Below are 25,692 nucleotides of genomic sequence, written 5' to 3' on the forward strand. Positions count from 1 at the left end.
GTTAACCCTTCATCAAAGTGCGGGACGCGCTCCATCGTTGGCCTGAAATCCCACGCCCGCAATCGTGTACTGACACGGCACCCGGCGCATACCCGGTGCCAGCCCTGCTTCTGGGCAGGAAGGGCTCCGCCATCACAACGGAGCCCCGGTCACTCACTTTTCCTGCAGGAACGTCAGCAGATCCTGGTTGACCTTGTCCTTGTGGGTGTCGGTCAGGCCATGCGGCGCACCCGGGTAGACGATCAACCTGGCGCCCTTGATGAGCTTTGCCGATTGGCGGCCTGAGATATCGATCGGCACGATCTGGTCGTCGTCACCGTGGATCACCAGCGTGGGCACATCGAACTTCTTCAGGTCCGCGCGGAAATCGGTGGCCGAGAACGCGGCGATCGAATCGTAGGTGTTCTTGTGGCCGCCCTGCATGCCCTGCGCCCACCACGCATCGATCAGCCCCTGCGACACCTTCGCGCCCTGGCGGTTGAAGCCGTAGAACGGGCCCGACGGGATGTCCTTGTAGAGCTGCGCGCGGTTATCCATCTGTGCCTTGCGGATGCCATCGAACACTTCGATCGGCAGGCCGTTGGGGTTGTCGGCGGTCTTCAGCATGAACGGCGGCACCGAGCTGATCAGCACGACCTTCTTCACCCGCCCGGTGCCATGCCGGCCGATGTAGCGCGCCACCTCGCCGCCACCGGTAGAGAAACCCACCAAGGTGACATCGTGCAGGTCCAGCGTATTGATCACCGCGGCCAGGTCATCGGCGTAGTGATCCATGTCGTTGCCGTCCCACGGCTGGCTGGAACGGCCGTGGCCACGACGGTCATGCGCGATCACGCGGTAGCCATGATCGGCCAGGAAGATCATCTGCGATTCCCAGCTGTCCGAGTTCAACGGCCAGCCGTGGCTGAAGGTCACGACAGGCCCGTTCTTCGGGCCCCAGTCCTTGTAGTACAGCTGCACGCCATCGGCGGTGGTGATGTAGCTGGCGGTGCGCGCGATGCTGGTGACTGCAGCCGGCTTGGCCGGTTCGGCGGCCTGCGCGGACAGGCCGGCCTGGACCGAGAGGGCGAGGGCGGCAACGGCCAGGGTACGGGCGAAGGTGTTCATGCGGGAACTCTCATGGGTGGGTGGTGAGGCGTACTTTGCGCCCGTAATCAGGCATCTGGGTGATGTACTGTCCGCATTTCTTGATAGATCGTCTTGCACAAATGTGCGCGTGCGGACCACTCGCCATTGCCTGTTGACTAGGGAGAATGATCGTTCTACATTGTGGTCATGAGCAAGGCCACCATCGACACCCACCAGAAGATCCTGGCCACGGCCGAGGCGCTGATCTACCAGAACGGGATCCATGCCACCGGCATGGACCTGCTGGTGAAGACCTCCGGCGTGGCGCGGAAGAGCATTTACCGCCACTTCGAGAACAAGGACGACGTGGCCGCTGCCGCGCTGAGGGCGCGCGACGTGCGCTGGCTGGCCTGGTTCCGGCAGGAGTGCGACAAGGCTGATACCCCGGAAGCACGCATCCTCGGCATGTTCACCGTGCTCAAGGGTTGGTTCCAGTCCGAGGGCTACCGCGGTTGTGCGTTCATCAATACCGCGGGCGAGGTCGGCGACCCTGCCGATCCGATCCGGGAGATCGCGCGGAATCACAAGCAGAAGCTGTTCGACTACACGCTGGAACTTACCGGGCAGCTGGATGTGGAGCAGCCGGCGGCATTGGCCCGTCAGCTGCTGGTCCTGATGGAAGGCGCCATCACCCTGTCGCGCGTGATGGGTGATTACGACGCCGCAGACACCGCGAAGGATGTCGCGAAGCTATTGCTGGAACAGGCCAGGCGTTAGCGCCTGGGTACGCCAGATCGTTTGAAGCAACCCGTGTGTCCATTTCGATTGGAGGTTTCCCCGTGTCCACTGAACACCCCCGTCCGCCGCTTCCTCCGTTCACCCTCGAATCGGCCACGCAGAAGGTGCGCCTTGCCGAGGATGGCTGGAACTCCCGCGATGCCGACAAGGTGTCGCTTGCCTATTCGCTCAACACCCAGTGGCGTAACCGTGCCGAGTTCACCAACGGCCGGGAAGAAGCCCGGCAGTTCCTGGCACGCAAATGGAACAAGGAGCTCGAGTACCGCCTGATCAAGGAGCTCTGGGCCTTTACCGAAAACCGAATTGCTGTCCGGTACGCCTACGAATGGCACGACGACTCCGGCAACTGGTTCCGTTCCTATGGCAACGAAAACTGGGAATTCGGCGCGGATGGCCTGATGCAGCGGCGCTTCTCGTGCATCAACGACATGCCGATCAAGGAAAGCGACCGCAAGTTCCATTGGCCGCTGGGGCGTCGCCCGGATGACCATCCGGGGTTGTCGGAGCTGGGTATGTGATTCCCGCTGAGGCGCCATCCGAAGCGCGCTCAGGCACGATGGGGCGGCCGGCATCTGCGCCGGCCGGGGCAGGGGTGCAATGGACATCCAGGCAGGGGGCGGGTTCGATCCGCTGGCAAAGACCGATTCGCAAGAACTGACATTCCACTGGCTTTACCAGCGTGTGCAGGGGCTGGCCGAATCGATGGGTTCCGCTCACTGTTACTTCTCCGTTCGTCACGGCATGCCTCGTGGTGGAGCTCAGTAGTTTCGTTGTGGCCGGCATTCTTGCGGCCCGCAGGGGTATCCGCCAGTTCAGCCAGCCGCGGCTCTCGCACGCCCAGGAAATGGACACTGAGTTCGCTCACTGGCAAGTCGTGATTACTGACCTCCGCTGCTTCCCCAGGGTCGAGCGCGAGCGGCGACTCAAGTTCGTCAGCACCTTGCGCACCAACATGGTGGGCTGGATGCTGATCGGCCTGCGCACCCGCCTGGACACTTATGTCGCCCTGCTTGAGGGCTCCATACAAGAACCCGAACCGGACGTGGTAGCGCCCTTGTAGAGCCGAGCCATGCTCGGCTATTCCGTCACACATCGCGCCCCATCAGGTACTCCACCAGCGAGAACCCCCAGCATCCGATCCATCAAAACGGGCTCCGGCACGCCAGCAAGCACTTGTTCCAGGTAGTCCAATGGCTGCAGCTGCCGTTGCAGCAGCGCCCGTAGCTGCAGAACGTCGGGCGCTCGCTGTTCCACATCCAGTGTTGCCTGCATCAGCAAATGCTGAGAGCGCCTCTCCAGCCACAGCACCGGAACGCCTCTGCAGAGAATCTGGAAAGCGCCGTCTTCATGCCGTTCGACGAACTGGAAGCCATGCCTCGGCCGTGCCTCCACGAACTGGATCGTCTGGCGACGCAGCTGCGAATAGCGCTCACCGGAGATGCTCTTGAACGCGAGAGGCGAGGGCATGGGGCGCGCCGACAACTGACGCTGTGCCGCAACCAATGAGGCGATGCACAGTACCAAGGCCGCCCAGCGGTGCCACACCACTCAACCCTCCGGCTGCAGGCGCGTGCTGGCGTGTGCGGTGAGTCCCATTCCGGCCATGATCAGGCCTTCCATGACCCGCGGGCCGACGTACTGCTCCAGTTCGCCGTTCTCGCGGGCGCGCTGCGCGGCCAGCAGGATCTCCAGCACCACGCGCAGGCCCGCCAGCGAGCAGTCCGTATCGGCCAGGGCCAAACGTCGGCCGGGCATCTGATGGCGCTCTGGCCACGGCTGGCCATCGGAGGCGACGCCGGAACCGATGCTGTGCAGCAGGGCGATGAGGGTGTTCGGGTCCAGCGTGGGGCCGTTGGCGGGCGCGTCGTGGATGGGGTGCGGGGCAGGGGAGTGGGGCTTGGTCATGGCTGGGCTCCTTGCGTGCAGGCAGAAGCCGCCACCGATAAAGGTGGCGGACGATGCGTGGTTCGAAACCCGGTGTTCGCTGAACCGGCAGGCACAAGGCCTCCACGCACCGCCCGCCATAGCCGGCCGACGGATTGCCAGCCGGCACCACACAGGGTGATGCCGGCTGGCAAGCGTTTTACTTCAGCGAACTACCGGGGTTTCGAATCCCGGCCACCCGTTTCCGGTGGCACGCAAAGGAATACGCCCGGTTGTGCGCGACGCCAATGCAGTAAGGCTGATGCCGACATCACTTTCAACATTTTCAGAATCGTTGCATTCGGCGCAACGGGAACGGATCCTTGCGCTGCAACGCTAACGGCGATGTTGGCGATGGATGCCCGCGGACTGTCGGCATCCACCCACCGGGGCCATAAGGGAGGCGGATGCGACAGTTTTGCCAGGGGCTATCAGGCGTCAGTAACCCTTCAACGCGGCTTTGGTCCGCTCCAGCCATGCGGCATTGTGGCTGCGCGCGTGGCGCGACCAGTGCTGGGCATCATCGATGATGCTGGCGAACAAAGTGCGGGCCTGCTCGCGGTCGTCGGGCTGCGGCTGTGCCATCAGCCATTCGGCGTACAGGCAGCGAGCGGCCGCATCGTTTCCGCACTCCACTGCGCGCTCGAACGCGGCACGGGTGCCTGGCGCATGGGTGGCCGCCAGTGCCTGCGCATAAAGCAGGGTCTGTTCCGGCTTGCGGCGCACATCCGGGTGGCGGGCGAACAGGCCATCCAGCGTTTCAGACGCGAGCGCGGGCTGCCCGGAATCAAGGCGGGCACGCGCCAGGCCTGTCAGGATGTAGGGATCGTCGCCCAGTGGCGGACTGGCCGCCTGCTCAAGCAGGGTTCTGGCTTCCTCGGCCTGGCCGGCATCCAGCAGCGTCATGCCCAGGCGAACTCGGTTCTGCACGGTAGGCGTGCGCGCCAGTTCGGCGCGAGCGTTGCGCAGGTCCTGGCCCGGGTCCATGAGCTGCTTGGCGGAACGGACGACCTGCCGGGCACCGCGCGAATGGCGGACTTCGGGAAAGTAGATCGCCAGGAAGTAAACGACGCTGCCGAGCAGCGGGAACGAGAAGAGCAGAATGAGCCAATAGAGGCTCTGGCCCGAGCGGATGGCGTGCACCGCGAAGTAGATGGCTGCCAGTACGTGGAGTCCGATTCCGATATAGGGCATGTGTGCCGCCTCGTCCTTGTGAGGGGTGGAACTATAGTGGGGGAGGGGTGGGGCGCCAATGGGTGGGGTGATCGAGCGTGACGCGTCACGTTAATGGAGTGGGTTCTGCAGGACGGAGCGCTGCATGCCACTATGTGGCGGGGCTGCATTGATGGAAGGGGATACATGGAACGTACGCAGAAGACGCTAACGATGGCTGATGTTGCTGGATGGGGTTCGGCGCTCGTCACCTTTGGATTGATTCAAGGCGCCTTCTATCTGAAGGCGTATTGGGGGCACTTCGGCCTGGATCCCTTTCAGTTTGTTGCGGTGAGTGAGCTTGCGCTGGCAGGGCTTGCTGGGATCGGCATGGTGTTGTTCTTCATACTGATTGCGCTGCTGCTTGGAGGGTGGGTCGAGGGGAAGGTGACCGCGACGCCGTCCCAAGCCAATCTGCTGATGTGGCTGACCCTGGCTTTTTGTCTTGTTGGAATGGGTGCCTTGCTTTGGTGGTCCAATGCCTGGCCCGTTTTGATAGGTGTAGCGCTAACGGGCATATGTGCAATGGCAGTACGCCTGTCCCCAGTGTTGCCGGTCACCGTGAAGGACTCGCCGTGGCTGGTCTATGCGCTCGTGATGATTGTCTATGTCCCGATCTCGTCAAGCTGGCTTGGCTTCGAGCGCGCCAAGGCGATTACTTCTGGCAGCAGCGAGTACGCGGTCAGTGTGGCCATTGATGAGAAGGTCCAAGGCAGCCTGGGCCTAGTGGGGCGTTTGGGTGATAGCTATGTGCTTTGGGACTCGGTACAGAAAGCTGCAGTTCTTGTGCCAGTGGACACCGTGAGTAGGCTGGAGATTGCGCAAAAACCCGTTTTGCCTGCCAAGTGAGTCCAATCGCGATAAGGGATGTTTATCCGGGGGCAGGGGAGGGCACGTGCCGTCCCGTCGCGCGCATCTGAACCTCTACCGGAGCGGAGAGCTTGCAGTAGTGGCAGATCTCTCTCCTGGCTGGTTCGCTGGCTTGTACGCCGTGCCCGATAGCCCTAAGATCTGGCTGTATTAAGGGGATGGCCCACCATGCGGTGAGCTATGGATGAATCGAATAACCGGACCCAAGCATCCGGCTATCAGGTAGTCAGGTCTACTCACATGGCAAAGCAGTACCCAAAGAGGTCAATCAGTGGCGACGCTGGCGAGCATTTCGCGGCGTACAAGTTTACACAAACCCTAAAGTGGCCTTGTCGACTTCAAAGCGTCGATTTAGGCATCGACGCAGAATTGGAGATTTGTGACCAGCAATTCTCCGCGACAGGAAACGTGGTCAAACTTCAAATAAAGTCCTTTCAAGAGTTGTCAGGATCACAGCGTCACGATGTCTACGTTGATGACTCAGATATCGACTATTGGCAGCGATTCTCAGTCCCAACCATAATCGTCTGCGTCGACCTTAAGAACGAGAAAGTGTACTGGAAGCCGATCAGCGCGACAGAAGCCTACGCGACAGGTGGGGCGTCTAGAAAAATCACATTCAATTTGTCTGAGGATGAATTGAAGCCTGAAGCAACGAGCAAGATTTCCTCTTTAGCATCACCAGATCACTTCAAAGATATTTTAGATTTGATCACTGAGGCAGAGTCCATCTACAAAAGACAAGTTGCTTCGGATGTGTTCGCCATTTCTGGCGATGAATTGGATGAAATACACAAAGTTAACGACACCTTTGAATCCATTGTTTCAAGAATAGAGGAAATTCGTCGCCATTACCCTTGGCGCATCAGCGAATTCTCTTCAAAAAAAATCGAGCGAATGAAAAGTGAGATGTACCGTTACTGGAACTGTGCTGAGATGAGTTGGAGAAATGGCGTCAATGGCATGTAGGTCTAGCGATTGGTCAAGCCGGACTCGTTATGCAAGTCGGCGCAATCCAGAGTTGAACACCCGCTACTGGCGGTAGCGGCGGCCGGAGGGGCGGTGGATTAGGAAGATTTATCGGGGGCAGGGGAGGGCAGCTGCCGACCCAGAACGGACATCCATCTGCCCTCGGGATAAGGCCTGCTGAGGTATTTCGTGCTGTTTCCTCGCTCTGCCAAGAGGAAACATGCCCCTGAATGATGTTTGCCTTCAAACCAAGGCGATTCAAATTCCGTCTACACAGAAATCTGCACACGCTCCAATCAGACTGGATTAAACGGATAGAACGAACTGATAGGCTCTGCGGAAAGTCGCTGCTGAATGAACAGGGGAGTAGGGATGGCGTGGTACGACGTGGGAGCCCTTTTGGAAAAGGTTCCGCTGGAGGATCTTGTAAACCGCCTGGGTCTGCAGACGGAGCGGCGTGGCCATCAGGTAACTGCGGTATGCCCCTTCCACCAGGACACGCGGCCCTCGCTCAGCCTTTATGCCCGGGCCGACGGAATGCCCGCCCATTTCCATTGCTTTGCGTGCGGGGCACACGGCAATGCGGTTGACTTGGTAAAGCAGGTCAACGGAGACGATTTCAAGGCCGGCGTGGAGTGGCTTGCCCGGCAGTACAACGTCCAGCCCACACGCGGTAAGCCAGGAACAGCGCTGGCCCGGGGGCGCAGGCTATCGGCGCTGGAGTTCGCGCTGCAGCAGTTCGACCGCAGTCACGATACAGTGGTGTTTGAACGATGGTGCGCCGAACGTGGGTTTGATACGGACTTTTTGTACAGCAAAGGGTTGCGCTGCATCACCGGCCCGGTCCTGGTGGCTGCGGTGGAAGCACATAAGAAGGAGGGGGAGCGGCTGGAGCTGCTGGATGGTTTGCTGGAGTTGGGGCTGATCCGGCGGTTGCGTGCGTTTGGCCAAGCCCGTCAACTCCAGCTGCGATACAGCGACCAGTTCCGCGACTATTTTGTTGACGGGCGCATTGTCATTCCCGTCTATGACGCTGGAAAGCCCCCCCAAAAGGTTGTCGGTTTCGCGGGACGGCTGTTGGATGCTGCCGCACCCAGCGAGGTACCGAAGTACCGGTTAACGCCGGGTTTCAAAAAAGCCGAACACCTGTTCAACGCGCAGGCCGCGTTTGCGGGAGTGACCGCTCAGCTCAAAGCAGACATGCCGTCCACGTTGTATTTGGTGGAAGGGTTCCTGGATGCACTGCGCCTGGAATCGCTGGGCCAACATGCCGTTGCGCTGATGGGTACCAGCCTGAGCAAAGAGCAGTACGCGCTGCTGTCCGATTTTGTGGAGACCCGCCCTGACAACACGCAGGTGCTGAGCCTGTGTGTGTTCCTGGATAACGATGAGCCCGGTTTCAACGGTGCGGACCGGCTTGTCCGGGAACTACTGGGGGTAGCCGGGGTGGACCTGCAGTGGATGGGCATTCCCTGGCGCACGCGGCCCAGCATGGGCAAAGACCCGGACGCGTGCCTGCGTGGTGCATCCACACAGGATTTCGCCCAGGAATGGTTGACGCAATACACCATGCCGGCAGAGGCGTTGCTGTTGCTTGCATCACTGGGTGGCAAGGACAGTTCTGCGCTGGACGAAGGCTGGAACAGCCTGCCTGTGGCAGTGAGGGAAAGAGCGCTTTTCCGGGCGGCGCTGGCAATAAACCGGGCGCGTGGGAAACGGCAGCACGGTGCGTTTCGTGAACGCCTTGGCCGCGTTGGCCCGGCGCAGTGGGCGGTGGACCTAGGCAATGTGCTGAAGGAAGACGACGCGACGCCCTCGTGGGTTCCCAAAGGGGTTTATCTCGATGGTGACTATGAGCGCACCGCACTGGCGCGGACCTTGGCGTACTTTGGCTCGCGGCGGGGGGAGCTGCCGTGTGATGAAGAAGCCTGGCTGACACTGGGTGCCAATGCGCGCCTGTTTGACACGGTAGCTCTGGATAGATTGAAGAGCGTGACCGCCAACGGCGAGGAGTGGCGTCAGGCTGCTGCCTTCGAAGCCGTCAACCTGCCCAGGAAGCTGAGCAGCGATGAAAAGGTGCTCAGCGATCCGCGGCTTAAAGTCATGCCGCACCCGGCGGATTTGCATGTTCAACAGATTTTTCTCAATGAGCTGCTGACTGAGCGGCATGACCGCCTCAGTGCGGATGGACTGACGTTCTCTGCCAGCATCCCGGCGGTGCGGTGGTACTCGTCGCAGGATAAGGTGGTTGTCACCGGGCCATACCCGGCGCTCAACGAGCCGGACCTGCGTGCCGGGGAGCCGGCGACGCTGAGTTTTGGCTACCAGATCGACATGGAGGTGCTGGAAGGGCACAAGACGCCTTCGGACCAGGGCATGTTCCGCCCGTTTGGCCAATGCTGGCGCGCCTTCATGGCCTGCCTGGGCCAACAATGCCGGGCCATTGGCCCGCAGGTGCATGTACTGCGCTTGGACGTGAAGCGGTATTACGACTCGGTGCAGCGTTTTGTGGTCCGCGACCGCCTGCTTGCGCCCTTGATCAAGGAGATCAACGCCAGCGGGTTGCCGGAAGGGTTTGCGCGCATGCTGTCCCTGAAAGGCGAGCAGGACGGCGGTGGTTGGGCCGAGGCGTTGGAACGGCTGTTGACCGGGTTTCTGTTCGGGTACAGCTACCGCGACCCCGGCAAGCAAGGGGATGAAGCTTGGGGCCAGGCAGCTGTGGGTATCCCGCAGGGGCCGGTGATTTCCGCCTACATTGGGACAGTTGCGCTGTTTCCGGTGGACAACTGTGCCCGTCGGTTCATTCGTGAAAGTTCAAGGGTGTCAGAAAGCGGGCAGGCCATTCCCCGCGCCGGGTATGCCCGCTACGTGGATGACATTGTCATTTTTGCCGACAGTGCGCAGTTGCTTGGCCAGCTGCGTGAAGCGCTGCAGGCCGAAGCAACGCTGTTGTCGCTGGCGTTGATCCAAAAGGGCGAGCGTGTGCGCCCAGGCTCACCAGAACAGGTGATGCGCCAGCTCAACGAGGGCCGTGGGTTGGCTGCCTCAGTCCCTGGCTGGGAGGCCCCGCTGGTGGGAGACGGTGAGGTCGGTTGGGGTTTGGCACAGGACATCCCCAGTGTCGACCGCCAGTGTGCGCTGCAGATGCTGCGCCACCCGGACCTGTTGAGCCGGCCGAAGACCATCCTTCCGCAGGTGAAGGCGGCATTGGCTGCCAAGGCGTTGCGGCCGAACGACATTGGTTTGTGTGCCCGCTGGCTGTGGTGGTTGGTGGCCTTGGAAAGCAACAGTACGGTGGCCAGGCCCAGCGCGGACGTATGGGCGCAGTACTGGCGGCTGTGGGAAGAGGCCTGCCAAGCATTGGTGGAGCGGTGGGACCTTGCGTTTGAGCCGCGTGGTTACCACTGGCTGTATGCCATCGAAGGCCTGGACCGGCTGCTTGACCCCAACCCCTGGGTGGAGAACGGCCAGACAATGAGCGAGGTGCCCAGGCACCGGGCCCATCGTCTGGAGTTGGCGCAACGCGTGTGCCAGGCGGATTTCTTCGATTTCCTCAAAGGCACGGTTGCCGCTGAGGAAAACCTGTCACACCTGCGCCGGCGCGCGCGGTTGATGGTGATGAAGGCAAGCCGGTTGGTGCGCCAGCGTGTTACCGGGCACAAGGTCGAGATGCACCTGGCAACACGGATGACCTCGGTGGAGTGGCTGTGCCTGGCTGCTGAGGCGCTGAACGCTGTGCCTGACAGTGAAATTGACCAGTGGCAGCCGCTGAACCCGCTGAAAGAACGCGGGCGTATGCTCTCGCTCGGAGGATCGGGCGGGCTGGGCCAGTCCGATGCCGTGTGCGACATGCTCATTAATAGCACTCCGGATGACGCGGCCGACAAGAACGAGACGTGGAGCATGACGGTGGATTTCGTCTTGAACAGCGCTCCCCAGCACAAAGGCCTGGAAGTTCTGGCCACGTTCAAGCAGCTGTTCGACGATGGCACGGGTGAGGGGCTGGAGCTGATTGCGAACCTGCCTGTGGCCAGCAAACAGACCTCGCTCTATGCGTTGAACAGGCAACAGGGCCCGGGCAGCCATGTGTATGTCTTCACCGCGCCGCCCCAAACCACGCCATCGCGGGATTTCATCCAGGTTGCGTTGGTGGGCGGTCGGTCGCCCACCGTCCAACTGAAACCGCTTGCGTTCGATGCCCAGCAACACAGCGCCACATGCCTGGGGAAGGAAAAGAGCGTCGAGGTTCCATGGAAGCGCATTGGCCCGGTGGAGTTGGCAGTGTTGGGGCCACCGACACAACTGGCCGCCGCGCTGTTTGAAGGGCTGTATGCAATGCACCTCAGGGCCGTTGACAGCGACAGCGACGATGACGGTGAGAAGGTGGCCTACGTCCCCTTCAAACCCCAGCTGGTTCAGCACGAACGCGATGGAGAAGTGGTCATCCACCTGGTGGGCGAGCCGGTGGAGCGCAAGTATCTGGGCGTCAATGCTTGGTTCCACGATGACGATGGCCGGGTGCACACCACCGGCGTTCCCCAGCGTCACGCCGACATCTGGCGGGTGGGGTGGGCGGTTGCCGATGTGCTGGGCATTGCGGCGAGCATGTCGGGGGAGACGGGTAACCGCGAGGAGGTATTGGCCGAGGATGCCCTTCAAGCCGACCCGTCCATGGAACTTGGGCGGCTGCACGCCGACGAGCTCGAGCGCTATGTGCTCAGGCAGCAACTACGCAAGCTGCAGGGCGCTTACCTTTCCGATGCACAGGCGGACCTGCCCGTGGCCGAGGTGGCCGCGTTGCCTGGAACGGTGCGCCGGGCGCTGGAGCTGTTGCGGAGCTATCCCTCACAGGAAGACATGCGCACCAGGACGCAACATGTGCTGGTGATGGAGGCACAGACCAAGGCCATGGCGCTGCGCCTGGGCAGTGGCTCTGGCATAGGTACTGACCTGCGCAATGCCCTGCACCGGGTGTTCCCCCAGGCCGTTGAGTGCCTTCCGCTGTGGGTGCTGCAGGGCATGGGCCTGGCATCGGCGGGGCGGGCGGGGATGCGCCCTGAGCTGGGGTTGATGCAGGCGCTGTATGACGCCCTGAGCGATGCGCCGGGAGTGCGGGCCGAGCAGGCGAGCGACAAGGCGCCCGCGTTGCGGGTGGCATTGGCCCTTGCCGTGGCCACCGCTGGCCTGCGCGGCAGCGTTGCCGCGGTGTGGGGGCTGACGTGGGGCAACACCAAACGGTTTAGCGAGCTGCCCCGCTTGCCCGAGACATGGGCGCTGCCCGAGACGCTGCGAGCCGACCCGCAAAGCGATTACCGCAGCATCTGCAAAGGGCTCACCGATGCCGATGCCGATGTCCTTGAGCGGGCCACCCCATGGCACTGGATACTGGCGATGGCGGGGCTGCTGGATGCCAGCTTTCCGCAGGCGTTGGAAGTTCCCGCGTTGGCGGTGGTGTTTTCCACGCTCGGTGCGTGGCGCTACGCCGATGCGGCGCTTGACCAGACGGGTGAAACCACCCAAACCGACGTACCACACGAAGAGGCTGCCTGGCCGTTTGAGGACCTGCCCACGCTCAGCGTGGCCGAGTGTGATGCGTTGGTGGAAGCGGTCACCGCGGCCATGGTGGCTGTTGATGACGTGCTGGGCATGCAGGTAGTGGGAGCGAAGGCGCCGCGCTTTGGCAGAGACCCGCATACCGGTGAATTCTCCGATGCCAGCGGCAAGGGCTGGCAGATGTCCACGCCCCAGTACTCCTTTCTGGGGCGGGGCGAGGTTGAGCGTGTGTGGGCGGGCAGGGGCAAGGTGTCTGCCTGGACCGAAACGCGAAGGACATCAGATGGCGACCTGTTGGCCGTCCATTGGTTGAACGGCAAGCTGGGGGGCTGGTTTGGCAAGCACGAGGGTGAGGCGGTCCGCCCGGTTGAAGCTTTCACGCCGGTGCAGGCAGGGGGCGCTGGCCGGCTTGAACCTGCGCCGTTGGCAGAAGAACAGGGCCAGCGGATTCCCCCAGGCAATGAAGGCGCTGCTGCGCCAGTGCCGGAGGCGCCGCCACTTGTTTCCTTGCGGGAGGATGCAGGTGGTGACACACCGCTTGATGAGGCTGTACCTGTCCAGGAGACCCATGCAGCATCGAGGGCTGATGTTCTGGACGAACTGCGTCGGTTGCGGGACGCTTCCTTCCGTATGCGTAGAAGAGCGGGGGCTGATGATAGTACCGACCTAGCAGGCAGCCACTTCCGCGTGGCGCTGCTCCAGCTCAATGCTCACGACAGCTACTGCCACCCGCTGGCGGAAGTGGGCATTGGTGGGCTGCCACTGGGGGAGCACATTCACGAGGCGTTGGTATCGCAGCTGGGGAACAAGGACTTCACAACAGCCAGAAAAGCGGCCAAGCCCGGGAGTGAGCACCAGTGGAAGGATAAGGTGGATGTTGTCTCCTGGCCGGAGCACCGGCGACGCGCGGTGCTGAAAGAAGCGCTCCACGCATGTGACAGGCTAGGTGTGGAGCTGCTGGTGTTGCCCGAGGTCTCCCTTCGCAAGGAAACAGTCCATTGGATGAAGGAGGAGTTGGTTAAACACTACCCTGGACTTGCAGTCCTGGCCGGCACCTACCGGGACTTTAGTCCACAGGACCATTCAGATCACTTGAAGGAAATGCTCTCCCTGCTGTGGCGGCCTGAGCCGTCGCTGTCGAAAATTTTCAGGCTGGAAGACAACGCGATCTTTGAGCTGTCCAGAGGTAAGAAGTACCGGTCCGTCGCCTCACACGAGCTGTTCAAGCCGGATATGAATATCCTGGCGCCGCTGTACTTCGATACACGTGTGATGGATGCCATTACACAGTCGCATGAAGAAGCGCGTCTGAAAGGAGACTGGAGTTCAGACCAGGTGAAGGGGCTGGTTGGGGCGTTTGCCGGTGGCTCGATGAAGTTGCGCCATTGCATGGAACTGATCTGCTCGGAGCTGTTCCTGCTGACCAGCCCGGCAAATCACAGGCCGTTGATGCAGGAGCTGGAGAGGATGCTGGCCATTTTTGACGGCCAAGCGGCGGTGGACGTGAAAAATGTGGTCCGTCGCGATGTGGAAGCAGTGGGTGAGCTACTGAGCATTGCACAGCCCCAGCGTGAGCGTCGCTCGGTGCTGCTGGTGCCGGCGCACACCAACCGCACCAACGATTACTGGCACGCGGGGCAAGCCAGCGTACTGGCCTCCGGGACGGTCACGGTTTTCTGCAATGCCGTGCTTGGTGGCGCCAGCGGAAACAGCTGCTTCATCGGCATTGACTCGGTCAGCCGATCGCCTTTATCGACCGGTACGGTAAAGCTGCTGACGCCATACCACGGGTGGCATACGGGCATCCTTCAACCCGACTGCAAGGGTGCGCTGTCAGGCAAGGACCAAGCGCTTGTAGTGGTGGATATCGACCCGGTGCATGTGGTCAGTGGAAAACCGCGGCCACAATTGCTGCCCGAACCCATGTCCTTGGTGGCGTACTTGCCAATTGTTGAGGTGGTGGACGAAGAGCAAAACGTTAAAAAACTGGCGGAGGCGTTGGTAGATGCCGACAGGTTGGATCAGCAAACATCTGATGATCCGGTCGCTTGGCTGGCCAATAGAACGGCCAAGGTTGCCGAAGTGGAAGCACTGTTGAAGAAAGAGCCGTTCAGTTCAAAGGGTGCGTCACACGAGAAGAAGAAGTTTGGGCACGCATACCAGGGGCTGAAAGAGTGCCCCTACCCGAAAAATGGCGAGGGCTATGATGCGCTCGGAGCGGATTTCTTCAAGTTTTTCGGCGATCCGAAAGCGGTCTGCGAACGCCTCAACGCTTGGCACAGAAACAGACATCAGCAGCCTGGCGCGAAGGTGGGTAGTAACAAACGTTCCGAGCCGGCGTGGGTGGACTTCCTGATTGCAGACTTGACTTGTGGCGGGGAGCTTCCGAGATTGGAGGTGCCTGCTTGGCGCTCTCTTGAGCTCTTGTCATGATGACTGAGAAGACAAGAAAGTTGCATCCGAAAGGCTCGATCTCTTTTGGTCAGTCTTCCAAAAGGCGAGCCGCAGGGTTCGTCGTCGTGCTACCGCCCTGAAAGTACCCGACAACACTGGATACCGATTCTTGTTCGCGCAGAAGTCTCGGGGGCGTCTCTTTGGGCAAGCCAGTAATTGGGGGGCGAACTTTCGTAGCAATCGGGGCGAATGTCTGCTGCAGCGGGGGCGGCCGTTCAACGTCAATCAGCTTCGTCAGCGGAGCCCACGAACCGGATCAGGCCGGATACGCCATTTCGCATAATGTATATTATGTTCCAAACGCAACGAGGGACTGCCATGCTTCCTGCCTCAGCCTCGACATCTGCCGCAAACGCCCATAGACCGTAAGGCGTCGTATTTGGGAGTGCTGCTCAGCTGCCCACCCTTGCCGGGATCATCTCGCAGCGGGACGACTGCAGAACGTGCAGCTGGATCTGAAGCCAGCGCCCCTGCAGCTGCTTGGCGCCTACAGCCACCGCCATTCGGTCACCGCTCGGGTCCGGGCGGCGCTGGAGTTCATACAGGCCCGGCTGCATCCGACTGTGCGAACAGCTCCATTCGCTCCGCGCCAAACGGATCGCTCTGGAAACAGGGCCGGTCAACCTCGGTGATGACATGTGCAGGCTTGTCACGCAGCTGATACTCACCTGCATCCGCCGCGTTGAACCTGGGATTCGGCGTGACGGCGGTCTTCTCGATGACGTTGAACTCCGGCCAGCCACATTCAGCGGCAATGCTGATCAAAAGCTCGTCGATCAGTGCGGCGTCATTGTCGCTGCTGGTCATCACTACCGCACCCTGCCCTGTATGCGTGTCGCCATACAGCTGAGTCCGGAAGCCATCGCTACCGCCGCAATGGCCGAAGCTGGTTCCGTCCCCCAGCTTTTCAACAAACAATGCCAGTTCGTAGTCGCCCAGTGCGCAGGTGAGGCCGCGCGACCCGGCTTGCCGCGCCATCGACAACAAGCCACGTGTTGGACATGTGTGCAGATTCTCGTGCAGAACCAGTAAGGGACGGGATCGGGTATTAATATCGAAGAATCAAATGGCTTTCAGTGATGGGTACCTGCCAGAACTCACGCAGTAGCGGCGGAGGCTGGGCATGGATATTGAGCGCTTCACCGCTCCTCCGGCACGACAGCACGCTTGCTATCAGCTGTGCCGCTCCACGGTACGCAGGCAGCCGTGCCTGGCGTAAGCCCTGAAAGGGCAATGCGCGTTTGTGAGAAAAGTCACGGTTGCCAATCGTGAGGGGAATTAATGTTTGATCCATCGGCATTATATTTAGCCGGAACGGGACTCTGATATTCCCAGCCTGGCAAAATGGCTTGAAGCGGAGGGGCAATGCGCATGGCATCCTGGCGTTTCTCAATCAGACGGGCAGCTTTCACGCTTGCGATGATCGCTGCCGGCATTTCAACCACCCCATCGGCAGTGGCTCGGGAGACCCGGTCGGTCGTGCTGGTCAGGCTTTCGCCCGCGGCCAGCGCAGTCCTCGCCACAGGCCTGCTTAGAGGCAGGCTGAAGCCCATCAACGGCTGTGTTTACTTCGTTGATCAGAATGGCACGACCTACCTCGCGGCGTGGCCTTATGGCTACTCGCTGGCGCTGGATGGAGGGACGCCGATCGGCATTCAGGGCGCGGGATCAGGACAGGTCCTGAAATTCGGGGTTGCAGCCTCTTTCGGGGGTGGCCACGCGGCTGAACTGCCCCGATCGAGCCTTGCCACCAACATCCCGGCGGGCTGCAGCGGCCCGATGATGACCATGCACTTGATTCGCCAGGCAAAGGAGTCGCCATGATCAACCTGATTCCGAACAACTGCATCCGCCTGCTGACATGGCTGGCGCTCAGTTCAATTGCATTCGGTTCACATGCGCGTGCGGGAGTTGAGAACCCCTCCGCTTATACGTACTCGCGCATTTTCGGCGTGTCTGAGGCCGAGGCCAGGTATCGATCGTTGAAGTCGGTCGCTGCAGCGCCCTTGGAGGCGAGGATCCAAGCAGCGGAACCCGCAACCTTTGGCGGCCTGTATGTAGAACACCAACCAGACTTCAGAATCGTCGTCATGTTCACCAGGAAGCCTGCCGAGACGTTGGCGAAGTACACCCAGGATCCTGTCTTTGTCGCTGGCACGTCCCCCCAATCCCTTGAGATGCTGCTGGCTACCCAGGCCGAGGGCGGCGCCCAGCTCCAGGCAAGAGGTGTCGAGTTCGAGTCGGGGCTTGATGTCAGACGGTCTTTGGTGACCTTCTATGTGAAGGACGAGGTCGCCGCCAAGCGTACGCTACGGCCGCTGCTCGGTGCAGTCGATTTTGTGAAGATCAAGGTGGTCAAAGGGTTCACTGTCACCACAGCGATCCAGGGCGGCAACAGAATTGCCGGGGCTACCATTGCGTGCACCACCGGTTTCAACGTCTTCGACGCAGAGCGTGAGCTTGGCATTCTCACCGCAGGCCATTGTGACAATGCCGCCAGCTATCAGGGTGTCGCAGCGCCTATGGTATTCCAGGCGGAGCAGGACGCTGGCGACTACGATGTCCAGTGGCACAAGGAATCAGCCACCGGGCCACGCCAGCCACAGGCAAATGAAATCACCCTGATCAACGGACCGTCGCCGACCCTCGAGATCACCAGCGTACTCCCCTCGACGGCAATGCATCTGGGCGATGTTGTCTGCAAGAGCGGAATCAGCGGTCATTACGCGTGCGGCACCATCCAGGACATGAACTCAATGTCCAACTACAATGGAGTAATCGGGCGCTACATTCGTGCGCGCAACCTTTCCGCAGGCCCGCTGAGCGTCGAAGGCGACAGCGGAGGACCAGTCTTCTCCAATCACGCAGCCGTTGGCATCATTCATGGCCGCGGGGGGGAAGGGACCGGGTTCGAGAACGACTTGTACTACATGCCCATCGAGCGGGTTTCGGTACTGGGCGTTTCCGTGCTGACAGAGGCGTTTGAAGTTACCGGCATCGCTGATCGTACAGAAAACTATTTCAGGCCATTCTCCGTTCCGGTGACATACAGGGGAGTGCCGAAGTTCCCGATCGAGCTGACGCTCGAGCGTCCCGTATGCCCCAGCGGCCCCTGCGAACCTGCGACGGAGACGCTGTCCGAGAAGACGCCCTCTCCTCTCAACTACACCTGGGTCTGCTTCTATCCAATCGTGCTGTACCCGCCACCGGTCATCCCACCTCCGCCCCTGACCTGGAGGGAACGGGTGACCTTGAAGGATGCCTCTGGAATTGCGGCCGAGCCGGTGGAGTACAACCTGCACTGCAGCGGATGCCCTGATTGCCCATAGCCTGCTTGAGGCGGATGGCGATGGACAGTGAGACCGTCCGAGGCGGCTGCCCGCCGGCAGCCGCCTCGTTCAGCGCACCGCTTCGTCGATCAGAACTTCACCGGCAGCACCTTCATCGCGCCGTGGGTATCGGCTTCGATGACGATCAGTCCGTTGGAGTCGGTCACCAGGATGTTGTCCGTGGTCTTCCGGTTCTCGCCCGTACCGCTGTTCCCGCAGAAGTACTCGTGCTCAGGCAGTGCAGCGCCCACGGTGGTGTAACGATCCACGGCGTCGCAGCGCGGGTGGCTGTAGCGGAGCCCGGCGCTGAAGATCACGAAATCGGGGCTGGTCGCCTTGGCCCACTCCACCGAATTGCTGCCCTGGCTGGACGCGCCGTGATGTGCTCCGGTCAGCAGGTTGGCCTTGAAACTCTTGAGACCGTTCGGCAGCTGCAGCTTGTTCTCGGTCGCCTGGGTCATGTCACCGGTGAAGGTCGTGGTGAAGTCTCCATAGCGCATCGCCACCACCATGCTTCCATCGTTCTTGGTGGTGCCCGCGTTGACGCCCAGGATGTAGCTGGCCACCTGCATGCTGCTACCCCCGTGCTCGGGCTTCCAGCAGCTCAACCCCGGTTCGGGCGTGGCGGATGCGTAGAACCCCGTGTACATGTTGACCTGCGCCGCACTTTTGATCCTCTGCGTCTTGACCCAGTCTTGGAAGGTGCTGTTGTACTGGCTCCAGTCACCGCCCAGATACAACGACGTCACCTTCATGTTGGCAAACACCGGGGCGATGTAGTTGTAGTGGTCCTCGTCGGGATGGCTGATACTGACCGTGATCTCGCTCTTGTCATCGATCAGCGTTTCGACGTAGCCCTTTACCTTGCCCGCGTCCCAGTCCTGGGTGCCGGCGCCCTTGGAGCCGCAGTCCATCACCACCAAGCGGTTACCCGAAGGGCATTGAGCGATCTGGCAGTTTCCAGCACCGATCGGCAGCGTATGCACGACCAGATTGCCAGGATCCACCACGTTGACGACGGGAGCGCCCACCAGTGGTGGTGGCGTGGGTTTGATGCTGCCTGTGCTGCAGGCGGCCAGTAACAGGATCGCGGACAACAGCAGCCCGCGACCGACGAAGTCGATGCGTGTCATGGGATGACCCTCGTTGGGTTGAGACAGGCCGGATGGCTGTCACGAGGGATAAACGCACGATCCATGCCAAGTCATCGGTGTGCCTGCAGCACACCGGTTCGCACCGCGATCGCGTGGTCTACAGGCGCTTGGCCAGGCCCAGTTGGCGCACGCGCCGGCGCAGGGATTCGCGCGGCGTGCGCAGCTGCGAGGCCCAGTGGCCCGGATCGTCAGGGGCCTGCGCGACCGCGCGGCTTATCTCTTCCAGAGGAATGTCATCGGCGCGGCGGATGCTCGGCGATGCGTCCAGCAGCACGTAGAAGGAAGCACGCGAGACGCAGAGATGCTCGGCCGCCTTGCGCACACACCACTGGTGTGCTTCCAGTGCAGCAATCACATCGTCCTCGCGGACCCGCGATGGTGAGCGATAGCGCACTGCCGGCGCCACAGCGGCCACCTGGCCTGCGTCCATCGCAGGCGCAGACAGGGAGACGGGCGCGGGCACGGGAGCCGGCAGCAATGCCTGCATGTCCGGCCATTCCTGTACCTGTGCCGCCAGGCTCAGTCGCCGCAGCACATGTGCCAGCTGGCGGACGTTGCCGGGCCAGTCATACAGGCACAACGCCTGCACCACCGAGCCAGGCAGCTCCACCGGCGCCGCGTCGCTGCCCTGCCAACGTTGCAGCAGCTGCACGATCAGAACACCGATGTCCTGGCGACGCTCGCGCAGTGGCGGCATTGCAATCACGAACGCTTCAAGGCGACGTAGCAACGGCTGGTTGAAGCCTGGCGTGGAGAGATCCCGATCGGTGGCCGCTATCAGGCGCACGTCGGCGCGCTCGTTGCGTGCACTTCCAAGCGGTCGGTATTCGCCGGTTTCCAGCGCCCGCAGCAGCATCGGCTGCACCGCCGCAGGCGTGTCGCCAATCTCATCGAGGAACAACGTTCCGCCGTTGGCTTCGGCGAAATAGCCTTCGCGCGCCACCTGTGCTCCGGTGTAGGCCCCTTTGTTCGCGCCGAACAGATCCGCCGCCGCCAGCGACTCGTTCAAGGCGGCCATGTTCACGCTGACCAGCATCCGGTGCGAACGCGCACTGGCGGCATGGATGGCCTGCGCCACGAGCTCCTTGCCGGTGCCGGTCTCCCCCAGGATCAGGGTCGGCATGTCGGTTGCCGCGACCTGGGCGATCGCTGCACGTACCCGCGTCATCGCCGGGCTCACCCCGACCAGTGCACTGCCGCCCTGCCCGGCGCTGCCGATACCGATATAGCCCAGGCACAGCAGGACACTGCCACCCAATCGAAGTACCACCCCACGGCGAAGCCGCGTCGTGTCGAATGCAATGGGCGTCCCGCGCATGTCTTCGCTGATCGGCACACCGTCGATCTCGACGCGCATCGTCGATGCCGGGGCGCTCAGCAGCACACTGCCGTCGTCGCCTGCACGAAAGCACAGGGATTGCCTCGAAACGCCCTGATGTTCAAGCGCCTCGCCGACGTCACTGGCGGCGGCGAAGAACGCGGGCGCATTCCGGTTCAATTCGGCCGCGCCACGCTCAAGGAGCAAGGCTGCCTGCTCACCAATGCGACGCCGACGCGGATGCCAGAGCACCGTCAATCCGAGCGTTGCCGTGGCCTGTGCCGCCAGCGCCTCGATCGGCGCGGACAACGTGGCTTCCCTGTCAGCTGTGCGTCGCGACACCGGTCCCTGCCCCCATTCCGTGGCCGTTGCCGGATCGTACCTGATGTCGGCGCGGACCGCGGAGGGACATGCCGGGCATGTCAGCCGACATGTCAGCCGACCCGCCAGCCCTGGCCATGGCCTGTCCGGGCTGGCGCGAACCCTTGCCATGGCGGGTTCGGTGGAGTTGGCACGGTTTGTGTGTACGCCCTCATCGAGGCGCACGCTGCGTCTCGCCCATCAACCCTCAATCTCAAGGAAGTCCTTCATGTCGACCATCACTCTGATCAACGAAACCGGCGAAACCGTTCGACTGGCCGTGTTCCAGAAGCCGGTGAGCAACCCGACCCTGGCCACGATCGCCTGGCAGGTTGCCGCACCGCCGCCGGGTGGCAACTCGGTCATCCAGATCCCGGATGACTTCGGCCTGCAGGTGCGTTACTCGAACGATGCTTCCCGTCCCGACCAGCTGGACACCTCGGCCAAGCCGGCCTCCTTCGCCGAGACCTCCGCCGCGTTCACCATCGACAGCGTCGCCTCGCAGGACCGCCGCTCCAATGGTGCGGTGATCAACCAGAGCTTTACCGACCTGGTGCTCAATGAGGTGCGCGTGGTCAACAACTTCAGCATCGGCGTGGAAGCTTCCATCCTGCGCGGCCAGGACGCGATCTACGAGCCGCAGGTCATCTGGCCGGGCGGCCTGTTCATGGAAGATGTACGCGCGAGCATGTTCGTCGCCGTGGTTTCCCAGTTCACCTACAAGGGCCAGCGCCTGGTGCAGGAAGAAATCAGCCAGACCCAGCTCGAGGTGCTCGAGGGCGATTCGCTGATCGTCACTGGGTCCAAGTGGAAGGGCTACTCGCTGACCAAGGCCTGATCCGCAGCGGGACGGGCCCTGGCCCGTCCCGCTCCACTCCAAGGAGTTCCATCATGACCACTGCGCCTTCGCTGCCCCCGCTCCATGCCGACTCGCTCCCCCTACCCAGCAACATCTGGGCGCCCTCGCCAGACGCCAGTATCGAGATCTACTGGAGTGATCCCGTGGATGGTGCATTCGATGTCGCCCTGCTGTTGATCGACCGGGCCATCTCCTCGATGGACCCGGTCAACCTCATCGCCCGCAGCATTCTGGACAGCACCACCCCACGATTGACGTTCTCGCTTGTGGACCCCTATTCCAACAACCGGATCCTGTGGGGACGGATCGAGCGTCGTGTCGATGCTGACGGCTGCATCGGAGTCTGGCTGGTGGACACCGGCTATCCCGGCGGCTTTACCGATCTCGCAAGGATTGCTGGTCCCTTCGAAGGAGGCGCGCATGGCGATGCCGGGCACTGACAACGCTGGGGTTTTCGAGCAGGGGCCGGTGCGCATCAACTGGACCTTCAGCGCCGATGCGCTGGCCTGCGATGTGGATGTGTCCTGGCAGGGGCAGCTGCTCGCACGCAAGCATCTGGTATCCAACGATCCGATACTGGCGTTCGATGCGCGCGGCGAAACCTCGCCGGGCATGATGATCGTCGGGCAGCTGCATTTCGATGCCAGTCGCGCCGCACTTCTGCTCGACCAGCTCCGCTATCCCGGCGGAAGCGCCCCGCCGCAACTGCTGGGCGAAGCAGTGCCGCCCGCCCCGGTGCCGGAATCGGCGCAGGGCGAAGTGGTGCAGTCGCGGCTCGAGGAGGCGGGCGACTTGTTCCCCTATATCCAGCTCCGGGCGTGGCCGGGCGCTTCGACCCGGACCCAGGAGGACAACTTCATCGCTTACTCCGGCACCTGCACGACCGCCGACCCGCGCCTGTACTGCCAGCTGGCCGCGTTGCTTCCAGCGGGAGACAGTGCGCGCAGCCAGATGCTTGAGCAGGCGGTGATGTTCCTGCAGGGCGATGCGCCCTATACCGGCCAGTGCGTACCCACGATTGCCGTGCTGGGGCCGGACGCTGTTGCGCTGGAGCGCTTCGCGCTGGCCGCTGCAGCGATTCCGCTGCCAAGCCGCGAAGCGTTGATCGATCTGATCGTGCAGCTCTGGGGTCAACCCTGGCCGGCGATCACCGAGGCCATGGCCTCGACGGAATTCGCGCAGACGCTTGATCGGATCTGGCAGAACGTGTTCGCCTTGAACTGTGTGCTTGGCTATGACCGTCGCCAGCGCGACGCACTCACCCGCACCCTCCAGGCGGCAACACTGCTGGGCCGCCTGTCGCGCGATACCGCACCGGGTTTCGAGGGGCGTTGGCCACCAGAACGTCTGCGTAATGGCCTGGCCGCCACCCTGTTGTTGCCTTCTCCCGTCTTCCCGCTGCCCGCCGCCGGGCCCGCCCGGGCCGAAGAGCCGTCGAGCATCCCGATCCAGCCCTATGCGATCGGTGAGCTGCAGCAGGTCAAGCGCCGCCTGTTGGGCTACGCGCTGGGAGAAGTCAGCCACATCGAGAGCGTGATGGCCGATGAGCGCAAGGTGCGCGCCCGGCATGAGCGCGCTGACACGCTGAGCGAGCATAGCGCTCGGACAGGCGTGGCCGATACCCATGAGGATCTGCGCGACGGCCTCGCCAGCACGCTGGAGTCGGAAGTCCACAACGCGCTGCGCGAACAGTTCAAGCTCGAGTATTCAACCACCTACGGTCCGCCCACCCAGTGCCAGCAGGACGGAAGCTGCACGCTGATGCCGGTGGACACCCAGCCCACCCGTGATCGCCTGGCCGACAGCGCGACGCTGGCGCGGCGGATCGTCCAGCGTGCCGCACAACGGGTCACCACCCAGCTGGGCGAGCAGCGGCTGCAGCGGCATCGTCACACCCGCCGCAATGAAGTCTCACAGTGCTTCGATCGTCGCGGCCGCGCCAACAACCAGCGTGGCGTCTACCGCTGGCTCAATGCCCGCTACCGGTGCTGGGTGGTCTCCGTCGGCCATCGGCTGATGCTGGAATACCGTGTCCCGCGGCCGGGCGAGCGGCTGGTGCACGCTCGCCGTGACCAGTATGGGCAGGCGCTGGAACAGCCGCTGGCACCTGCACAGCTGGGCCTGCGCCAGTTCAATGACCTTTCGCTGGATCCGCAGAGCCCCTGCTACTACGCTGCGCTGGCGGCACGCTACGGCGTGGAGGTCACCGAGCTTCCGCCCACGCCCGAGGCACATGCCTGTACGGTGTTCGAGAGCGGCACACCCTTGTTGAGCCAGCAGCTGCCGCTGCCGCCGGGCTATCAGGCGGTCTCGGCGAGCATCGCCCTGGCCAGTGCCAGCCAGGGTTGGAGCATGCGAGGCAGCATCGGCACGGCCGGGTTCACCACCGAGGGGAATGCATCAGCCGTCCTGCCGGACATTGCCTTGGCCGGGCAGACCGGCGCGCTGCCCATCAGCATCGTCCTGGTCGCACCTGCCGGCGCGGAGGAGCCGTCCGACCCTGCACCGACGGCAACGCCGCTGCCCGTCTATGGATTGAACATCGATGTACGCCTGGCCAGCACGCCGGAGCTGCTCGCGGCCTGGAAATCACGACTCTACGATCGGCTGATCGAGGCCTGGCGGCGCGAGCTGCTCCGCTATTTCGATGCCGCCGGTGCATCGCCCCGGCGCCACCCCGACGGGCAGGCGCAACAGCGCAGCATCCGCCTTGAACTGCAACGGGCAGGAGTGCGCGGGCTGCTTGGCCTGTCCCGCCGGCGCACGGGTGCCGATGCGCCTGACCAGCAGGTGGCGCCCACCCTGCAGCTATGGCTGGACCAAGCGCTGGAGTGGCCGGAGCTGACCTATACCCTGATCGATGATCCGGAGGCTGCACCCGCGCCGGATCCTGATGACGCCGGGTTGACCCCGTTCCTGCAGGCCGCGCAGGCACGGGTACTGCTGCCGGTCGCGCCGGGCCATGAGAACGCGCTGCTGTACTTCCTCGCTACAGGCATGATGTGGCTGGGTGATGACGCGCTGGTGCCTACGTTCCAGGCAACACTGGAGGCAGCCCCCGCTAACCAACCTGCTACGCTGCGTTACCTGGACCTGGCGGACGATCTCAAGGTGATCTCGGCCACGCCGGCCCCAGCACCTCAGCGGGAGGCGTGGGAGCTGATGGTGGCCACCGATATCAGCGTCCTGCAAGACGGTGAAGCCCTGCCCGACTTCAAGGACGAGGCATGAACACCGCCCAGCCCATCGGCAGCGTCTGCCTCTATCTCGGCGACCTTGCACAGGTTTCGCAGGCCCCCAATCCGGCCTGGTCGAGCGGCGACAGTGCCGTTGCCGCGTCCGCCGCGAGCCGCACAGATGGCCCACTCCGCGCGTTGCTGGAACCGCTCGGTTGGATGCCCTGCGATGGCCGCGAAATGCGCATCTCCCGCTACCCGGACTTGTTTGCCGCGCTCGGCTGCCTGTACGGCGGCCAGTACGAACGCGGCATCTTCAACCTGCCCGACCTGCGCGGCATGTTCGTCCGCGGGGTTGACGACGGCGCCGGCGTGGATCCGGACCGCGACCAGCGTCGTTCCCCGGACGGCAACCCGGACTATTCCGGTGTCGGCTCGCTGCAGTGGGATGCCCTGCAGGCGCATCAGCATGACTACAGCGAACCCACCGGCAGTACGGTCTCCGGCGATGCAGCGCAGGCCTGCAATCTGCCAGCCAAGCCCCAGAAGACCACCGATCCTGTCACCGGTCGCGTGAGCGTGCATGAGACACGCCCACGCAACATGGCCGTCCACTACATCATCCGTGTTGAGTAGTGGTGACCGCCAG

The 25,692-nt window shown here is 62.5% G+C and carries 19 protein-coding genes; 12 read left to right on the forward strand and 7 right to left on the reverse strand.

Annotated features, from left to right (window positions below; genetic code table 11):
• Window positions 1-153: 153 nt before the first annotated feature.
• Window positions 154-1,107 (reverse strand): alpha/beta hydrolase, encoded by a 954-nt coding sequence (locus tag V3B41_RS02205; RefSeq protein ID WP_197650046.1) that lies wholly within the window; start codon window positions 1,105-1,107, stop codon window positions 154-156.
• 168 nt (window positions 1,108-1,275) lie between these two features.
• Between V3B41_RS02205 and V3B41_RS02210 the strand changes: the two genes are divergently transcribed.
• From V3B41_RS02210 to V3B41_RS02220, 3 genes are all read left to right on the forward strand, one after another.
• The gene (locus tag V3B41_RS02210) at window positions 1,276-1,845 is read left to right on the forward strand and encodes a TetR family transcriptional regulator (RefSeq protein WP_197650045.1); all 570 of its coding nucleotides are present in this window, start codon (window positions 1,276-1,278) and stop codon (window positions 1,843-1,845) included.
• Window positions 1,846-1,907: 62 nt separating this feature from the next.
• Window positions 1,908-2,384, forward strand: coding sequence for a nuclear transport factor 2 family protein (locus V3B41_RS02215; RefSeq protein ID WP_329859889.1), 477 nt, complete (start codon window positions 1,908-1,910; stop codon window positions 2,382-2,384).
• Window positions 2,385-2,614: 230 nt separating this feature from the next.
• A complete protein-coding gene (locus tag V3B41_RS02220; protein WP_329859891.1) occupies window positions 2,615-2,926 on the forward strand; it encodes a hypothetical protein in 312 nt (103 codons plus the stop codon).
• A 17-nt stretch (window positions 2,927-2,943) separates the two neighbouring features.
• Here the strand turns inward: V3B41_RS02220 and V3B41_RS02225 are convergent, their stop codons facing one another.
• The 3 genes from V3B41_RS02225 to V3B41_RS02235 form a co-directional block, all read right to left on the reverse strand.
• Complete coding sequence (locus V3B41_RS02225) at window positions 2,944-3,414, reverse strand: hypothetical protein (protein ID WP_329859893.1); 471 nt, start codon at window positions 3,412-3,414, stop codon at window positions 2,944-2,946.
• Window positions 3,415-3,771, reverse strand: coding sequence for a hypothetical protein (locus V3B41_RS02230; protein WP_329859895.1), 357 nt, complete (start codon window positions 3,769-3,771; stop codon window positions 3,415-3,417).
• A 456-nt stretch (window positions 3,772-4,227) separates the two neighbouring features.
• A complete protein-coding gene (locus V3B41_RS02235; protein ID WP_329859897.1) occupies window positions 4,228-4,983 on the reverse strand; it encodes a tetratricopeptide repeat protein in 756 nt (251 codons plus the stop codon).
• A gap of 165 nt (window positions 4,984-5,148) precedes the next feature.
• On the opposite strand from V3B41_RS02235, the gene V3B41_RS02240 reads away from it, so the two are divergent.
• The 3 genes from V3B41_RS02240 to V3B41_RS02250 all read left to right on the forward strand — a co-directional run bounded on the left by V3B41_RS02240 (window position 5,149) and on the right by V3B41_RS02250 (window position 14,826).
• Window positions 5,149-5,850, forward strand: a complete 702-nt coding sequence (locus V3B41_RS02240) for a hypothetical protein (protein ID WP_329859899.1) — start codon at window positions 5,149-5,151, stop codon at window positions 5,848-5,850.
• 261 nt (window positions 5,851-6,111) lie between these two features.
• On the forward strand, window positions 6,112-6,840 hold the full coding sequence (locus V3B41_RS02245) for a DUF4365 domain-containing protein (protein ID WP_329859901.1): 729 nt from the start codon (window positions 6,112-6,114) through the stop codon (window positions 6,838-6,840).
• A 372-nt stretch (window positions 6,841-7,212) separates the two neighbouring features.
• A complete protein-coding gene (locus V3B41_RS02250) occupies window positions 7,213-14,826 on the forward strand; it encodes a CHC2 zinc finger domain-containing protein (RefSeq protein WP_329859903.1) in 7,614 nt (2,537 codons plus the stop codon).
• A gap of 558 nt (window positions 14,827-15,384) precedes the next feature.
• Here the strand turns inward: V3B41_RS02250 and V3B41_RS02255 are convergent.
• Complete coding sequence (locus V3B41_RS02255) at window positions 15,385-15,825, reverse strand: hypothetical protein (RefSeq protein WP_329859905.1); 441 nt, start codon at window positions 15,823-15,825, stop codon at window positions 15,385-15,387.
• 393 nt (window positions 15,826-16,218) lie between these two features.
• Here V3B41_RS02255 and V3B41_RS02260 point away from each other — a divergent pair, with 393 nt between their 5' ends.
• Window positions 16,219-16,671, forward strand: a complete 453-nt coding sequence (locus V3B41_RS02260) for a hypothetical protein (RefSeq protein WP_329859907.1) — start codon at window positions 16,219-16,221, stop codon at window positions 16,669-16,671.
• Window positions 16,668-18,176, forward strand: coding sequence for a S1 family peptidase (locus V3B41_RS02265; RefSeq protein WP_329859909.1), 1,509 nt, complete (start codon window positions 16,668-16,670; stop codon window positions 18,174-18,176). Before V3B41_RS02260 ends, V3B41_RS02265 begins: the two co-directional genes overlap by 4 nt.
• Window positions 18,177-18,265: 89 nt before the next feature.
• On the opposite strand, the gene V3B41_RS02270 is transcribed toward V3B41_RS02265, so the two are convergent.
• Both V3B41_RS02270 and V3B41_RS02275 read right to left on the reverse strand, forming a co-directional pair.
• Window positions 18,266-19,309: a hypothetical protein gene (locus V3B41_RS02270; RefSeq protein ID WP_049429272.1), complete on the reverse strand. Its 1,044-nt coding sequence runs from the start codon at window positions 19,307-19,309 to the stop codon at window positions 18,266-18,268.
• Between the two features lie 118 nt (window positions 19,310-19,427).
• Window positions 19,428-21,194 (reverse strand): sigma 54-interacting transcriptional regulator, encoded by a 1,767-nt coding sequence (locus V3B41_RS02275; RefSeq protein ID WP_329859911.1) that lies wholly within the window; start codon window positions 21,192-21,194, stop codon window positions 19,428-19,430.
• 43 nt (window positions 21,195-21,237) lie between these two features.
• On the opposite strand from V3B41_RS02275, the gene V3B41_RS02280 reads away from it, so the two are divergent.
• From V3B41_RS02280 to V3B41_RS02295, 4 genes are read left to right on the forward strand one after another with little or no spacing between them, the layout of a single operon-like run.
• On the forward strand, window positions 21,238-21,846 hold the full coding sequence (locus tag V3B41_RS02280; RefSeq protein ID WP_049429274.1) for a hypothetical protein: 609 nt from the start codon (window positions 21,238-21,240) through the stop codon (window positions 21,844-21,846).
• Window positions 21,847-21,899: 53 nt separating this feature from the next.
• Window positions 21,900-22,307 (forward strand): hypothetical protein, encoded by a 408-nt coding sequence (locus V3B41_RS02285; protein WP_197631991.1) that lies wholly within the window; start codon window positions 21,900-21,902, stop codon window positions 22,305-22,307.
• Entirely contained in the window at window positions 22,288-25,098 is a 2,811-nt protein-coding gene (locus V3B41_RS02290) for a hypothetical protein (protein ID WP_329859914.1), read from the forward strand. Before V3B41_RS02285 ends, V3B41_RS02290 begins: the two co-directional genes overlap by 20 nt.
• Window positions 25,095-25,679 carry a phage tail protein gene (locus V3B41_RS02295; protein WP_049429277.1) on the forward strand — a complete coding sequence of 195 codons (585 nt, stop codon included), beginning with the start codon at window positions 25,095-25,097 and terminating at the stop codon, window positions 25,677-25,679. The genes V3B41_RS02290 and V3B41_RS02295 overlap by 4 nt, the downstream gene beginning before the upstream one ends.
• Window positions 25,680-25,692 lie beyond the last annotated feature (13 nt).

This window comes from Stenotrophomonas sp. SMYL89, from assembly GCF_036319985.1.
GTDB classification, from domain to species: Bacteria; Pseudomonadota; Gammaproteobacteria; order Xanthomonadales; family Xanthomonadaceae; genus Stenotrophomonas; species Stenotrophomonas maltophilia_Q.

What these genes read in the sequence shown, in the direction of transcription:
- V3B41_RS02205 (WP_197650046.1), bottom strand. Translation starts at nt 1,107, where the DNA reads ATGAACACCTTCGCCCGTACCCTGGCCGTTGCCGCCCTCGCCCTCTCG.
- V3B41_RS02210 (WP_197650045.1), top strand. Translation starts at nt 1,276, where the DNA reads ATGAGCAAGGCCACCATCGACACCCACCAGAAGATCCTGGCCACGGCC.
- V3B41_RS02230 (WP_329859895.1), bottom strand. Translation starts at nt 3,771, where the DNA reads ATGACCAAGCCCCACTCCCCTGCCCCGCACCCCATCCACGACGCGCCC.
- V3B41_RS02235 (WP_329859897.1), bottom strand. Translation starts at nt 4,983, where the DNA reads ATGCCCTATATCGGAATCGGACTCCACGTACTGGCAGCCATCTACTTC.
- V3B41_RS02240 (WP_329859899.1), top strand. Translation starts at nt 5,149, where the DNA reads ATGGAACGTACGCAGAAGACGCTAACGATGGCTGATGTTGCTGGATGG.
- V3B41_RS02245 (WP_329859901.1), top strand. Translation starts at nt 6,112, where the DNA reads ATGGCAAAGCAGTACCCAAAGAGGTCAATCAGTGGCGACGCTGGCGAG.
- V3B41_RS02250 (WP_329859903.1), top strand. Translation starts at nt 7,213, where the DNA reads ATGGCGTGGTACGACGTGGGAGCCCTTTTGGAAAAGGTTCCGCTGGAG.
- V3B41_RS02255 (WP_329859905.1), bottom strand. Translation starts at nt 15,825, where the DNA reads ATGGCGCGGCAAGCCGGGTCGCGCGGCCTCACCTGCGCACTGGGCGAC.
- V3B41_RS02260 (WP_329859907.1), top strand. Translation starts at nt 16,219, where the DNA reads ATGGCATCCTGGCGTTTCTCAATCAGACGGGCAGCTTTCACGCTTGCG.
- V3B41_RS02265 (WP_329859909.1), top strand. Translation starts at nt 16,668, where the DNA reads ATGATCAACCTGATTCCGAACAACTGCATCCGCCTGCTGACATGGCTG.
- V3B41_RS02270 (WP_049429272.1), bottom strand. Translation starts at nt 19,309, where the DNA reads ATGACACGCATCGACTTCGTCGGTCGCGGGCTGCTGTTGTCCGCGATC.
- V3B41_RS02280 (WP_049429274.1), top strand. Translation starts at nt 21,238, where the DNA reads ATGTCGACCATCACTCTGATCAACGAAACCGGCGAAACCGTTCGACTG.
- V3B41_RS02285 (WP_197631991.1), top strand. Translation starts at nt 21,900, where the DNA reads ATGACCACTGCGCCTTCGCTGCCCCCGCTCCATGCCGACTCGCTCCCC.
- V3B41_RS02290 (WP_329859914.1), top strand. Translation starts at nt 22,288, where the DNA reads ATGGCGATGCCGGGCACTGACAACGCTGGGGTTTTCGAGCAGGGGCCG.
- V3B41_RS02295 (WP_049429277.1), top strand. Translation starts at nt 25,095, where the DNA reads ATGAACACCGCCCAGCCCATCGGCAGCGTCTGCCTCTATCTCGGCGAC.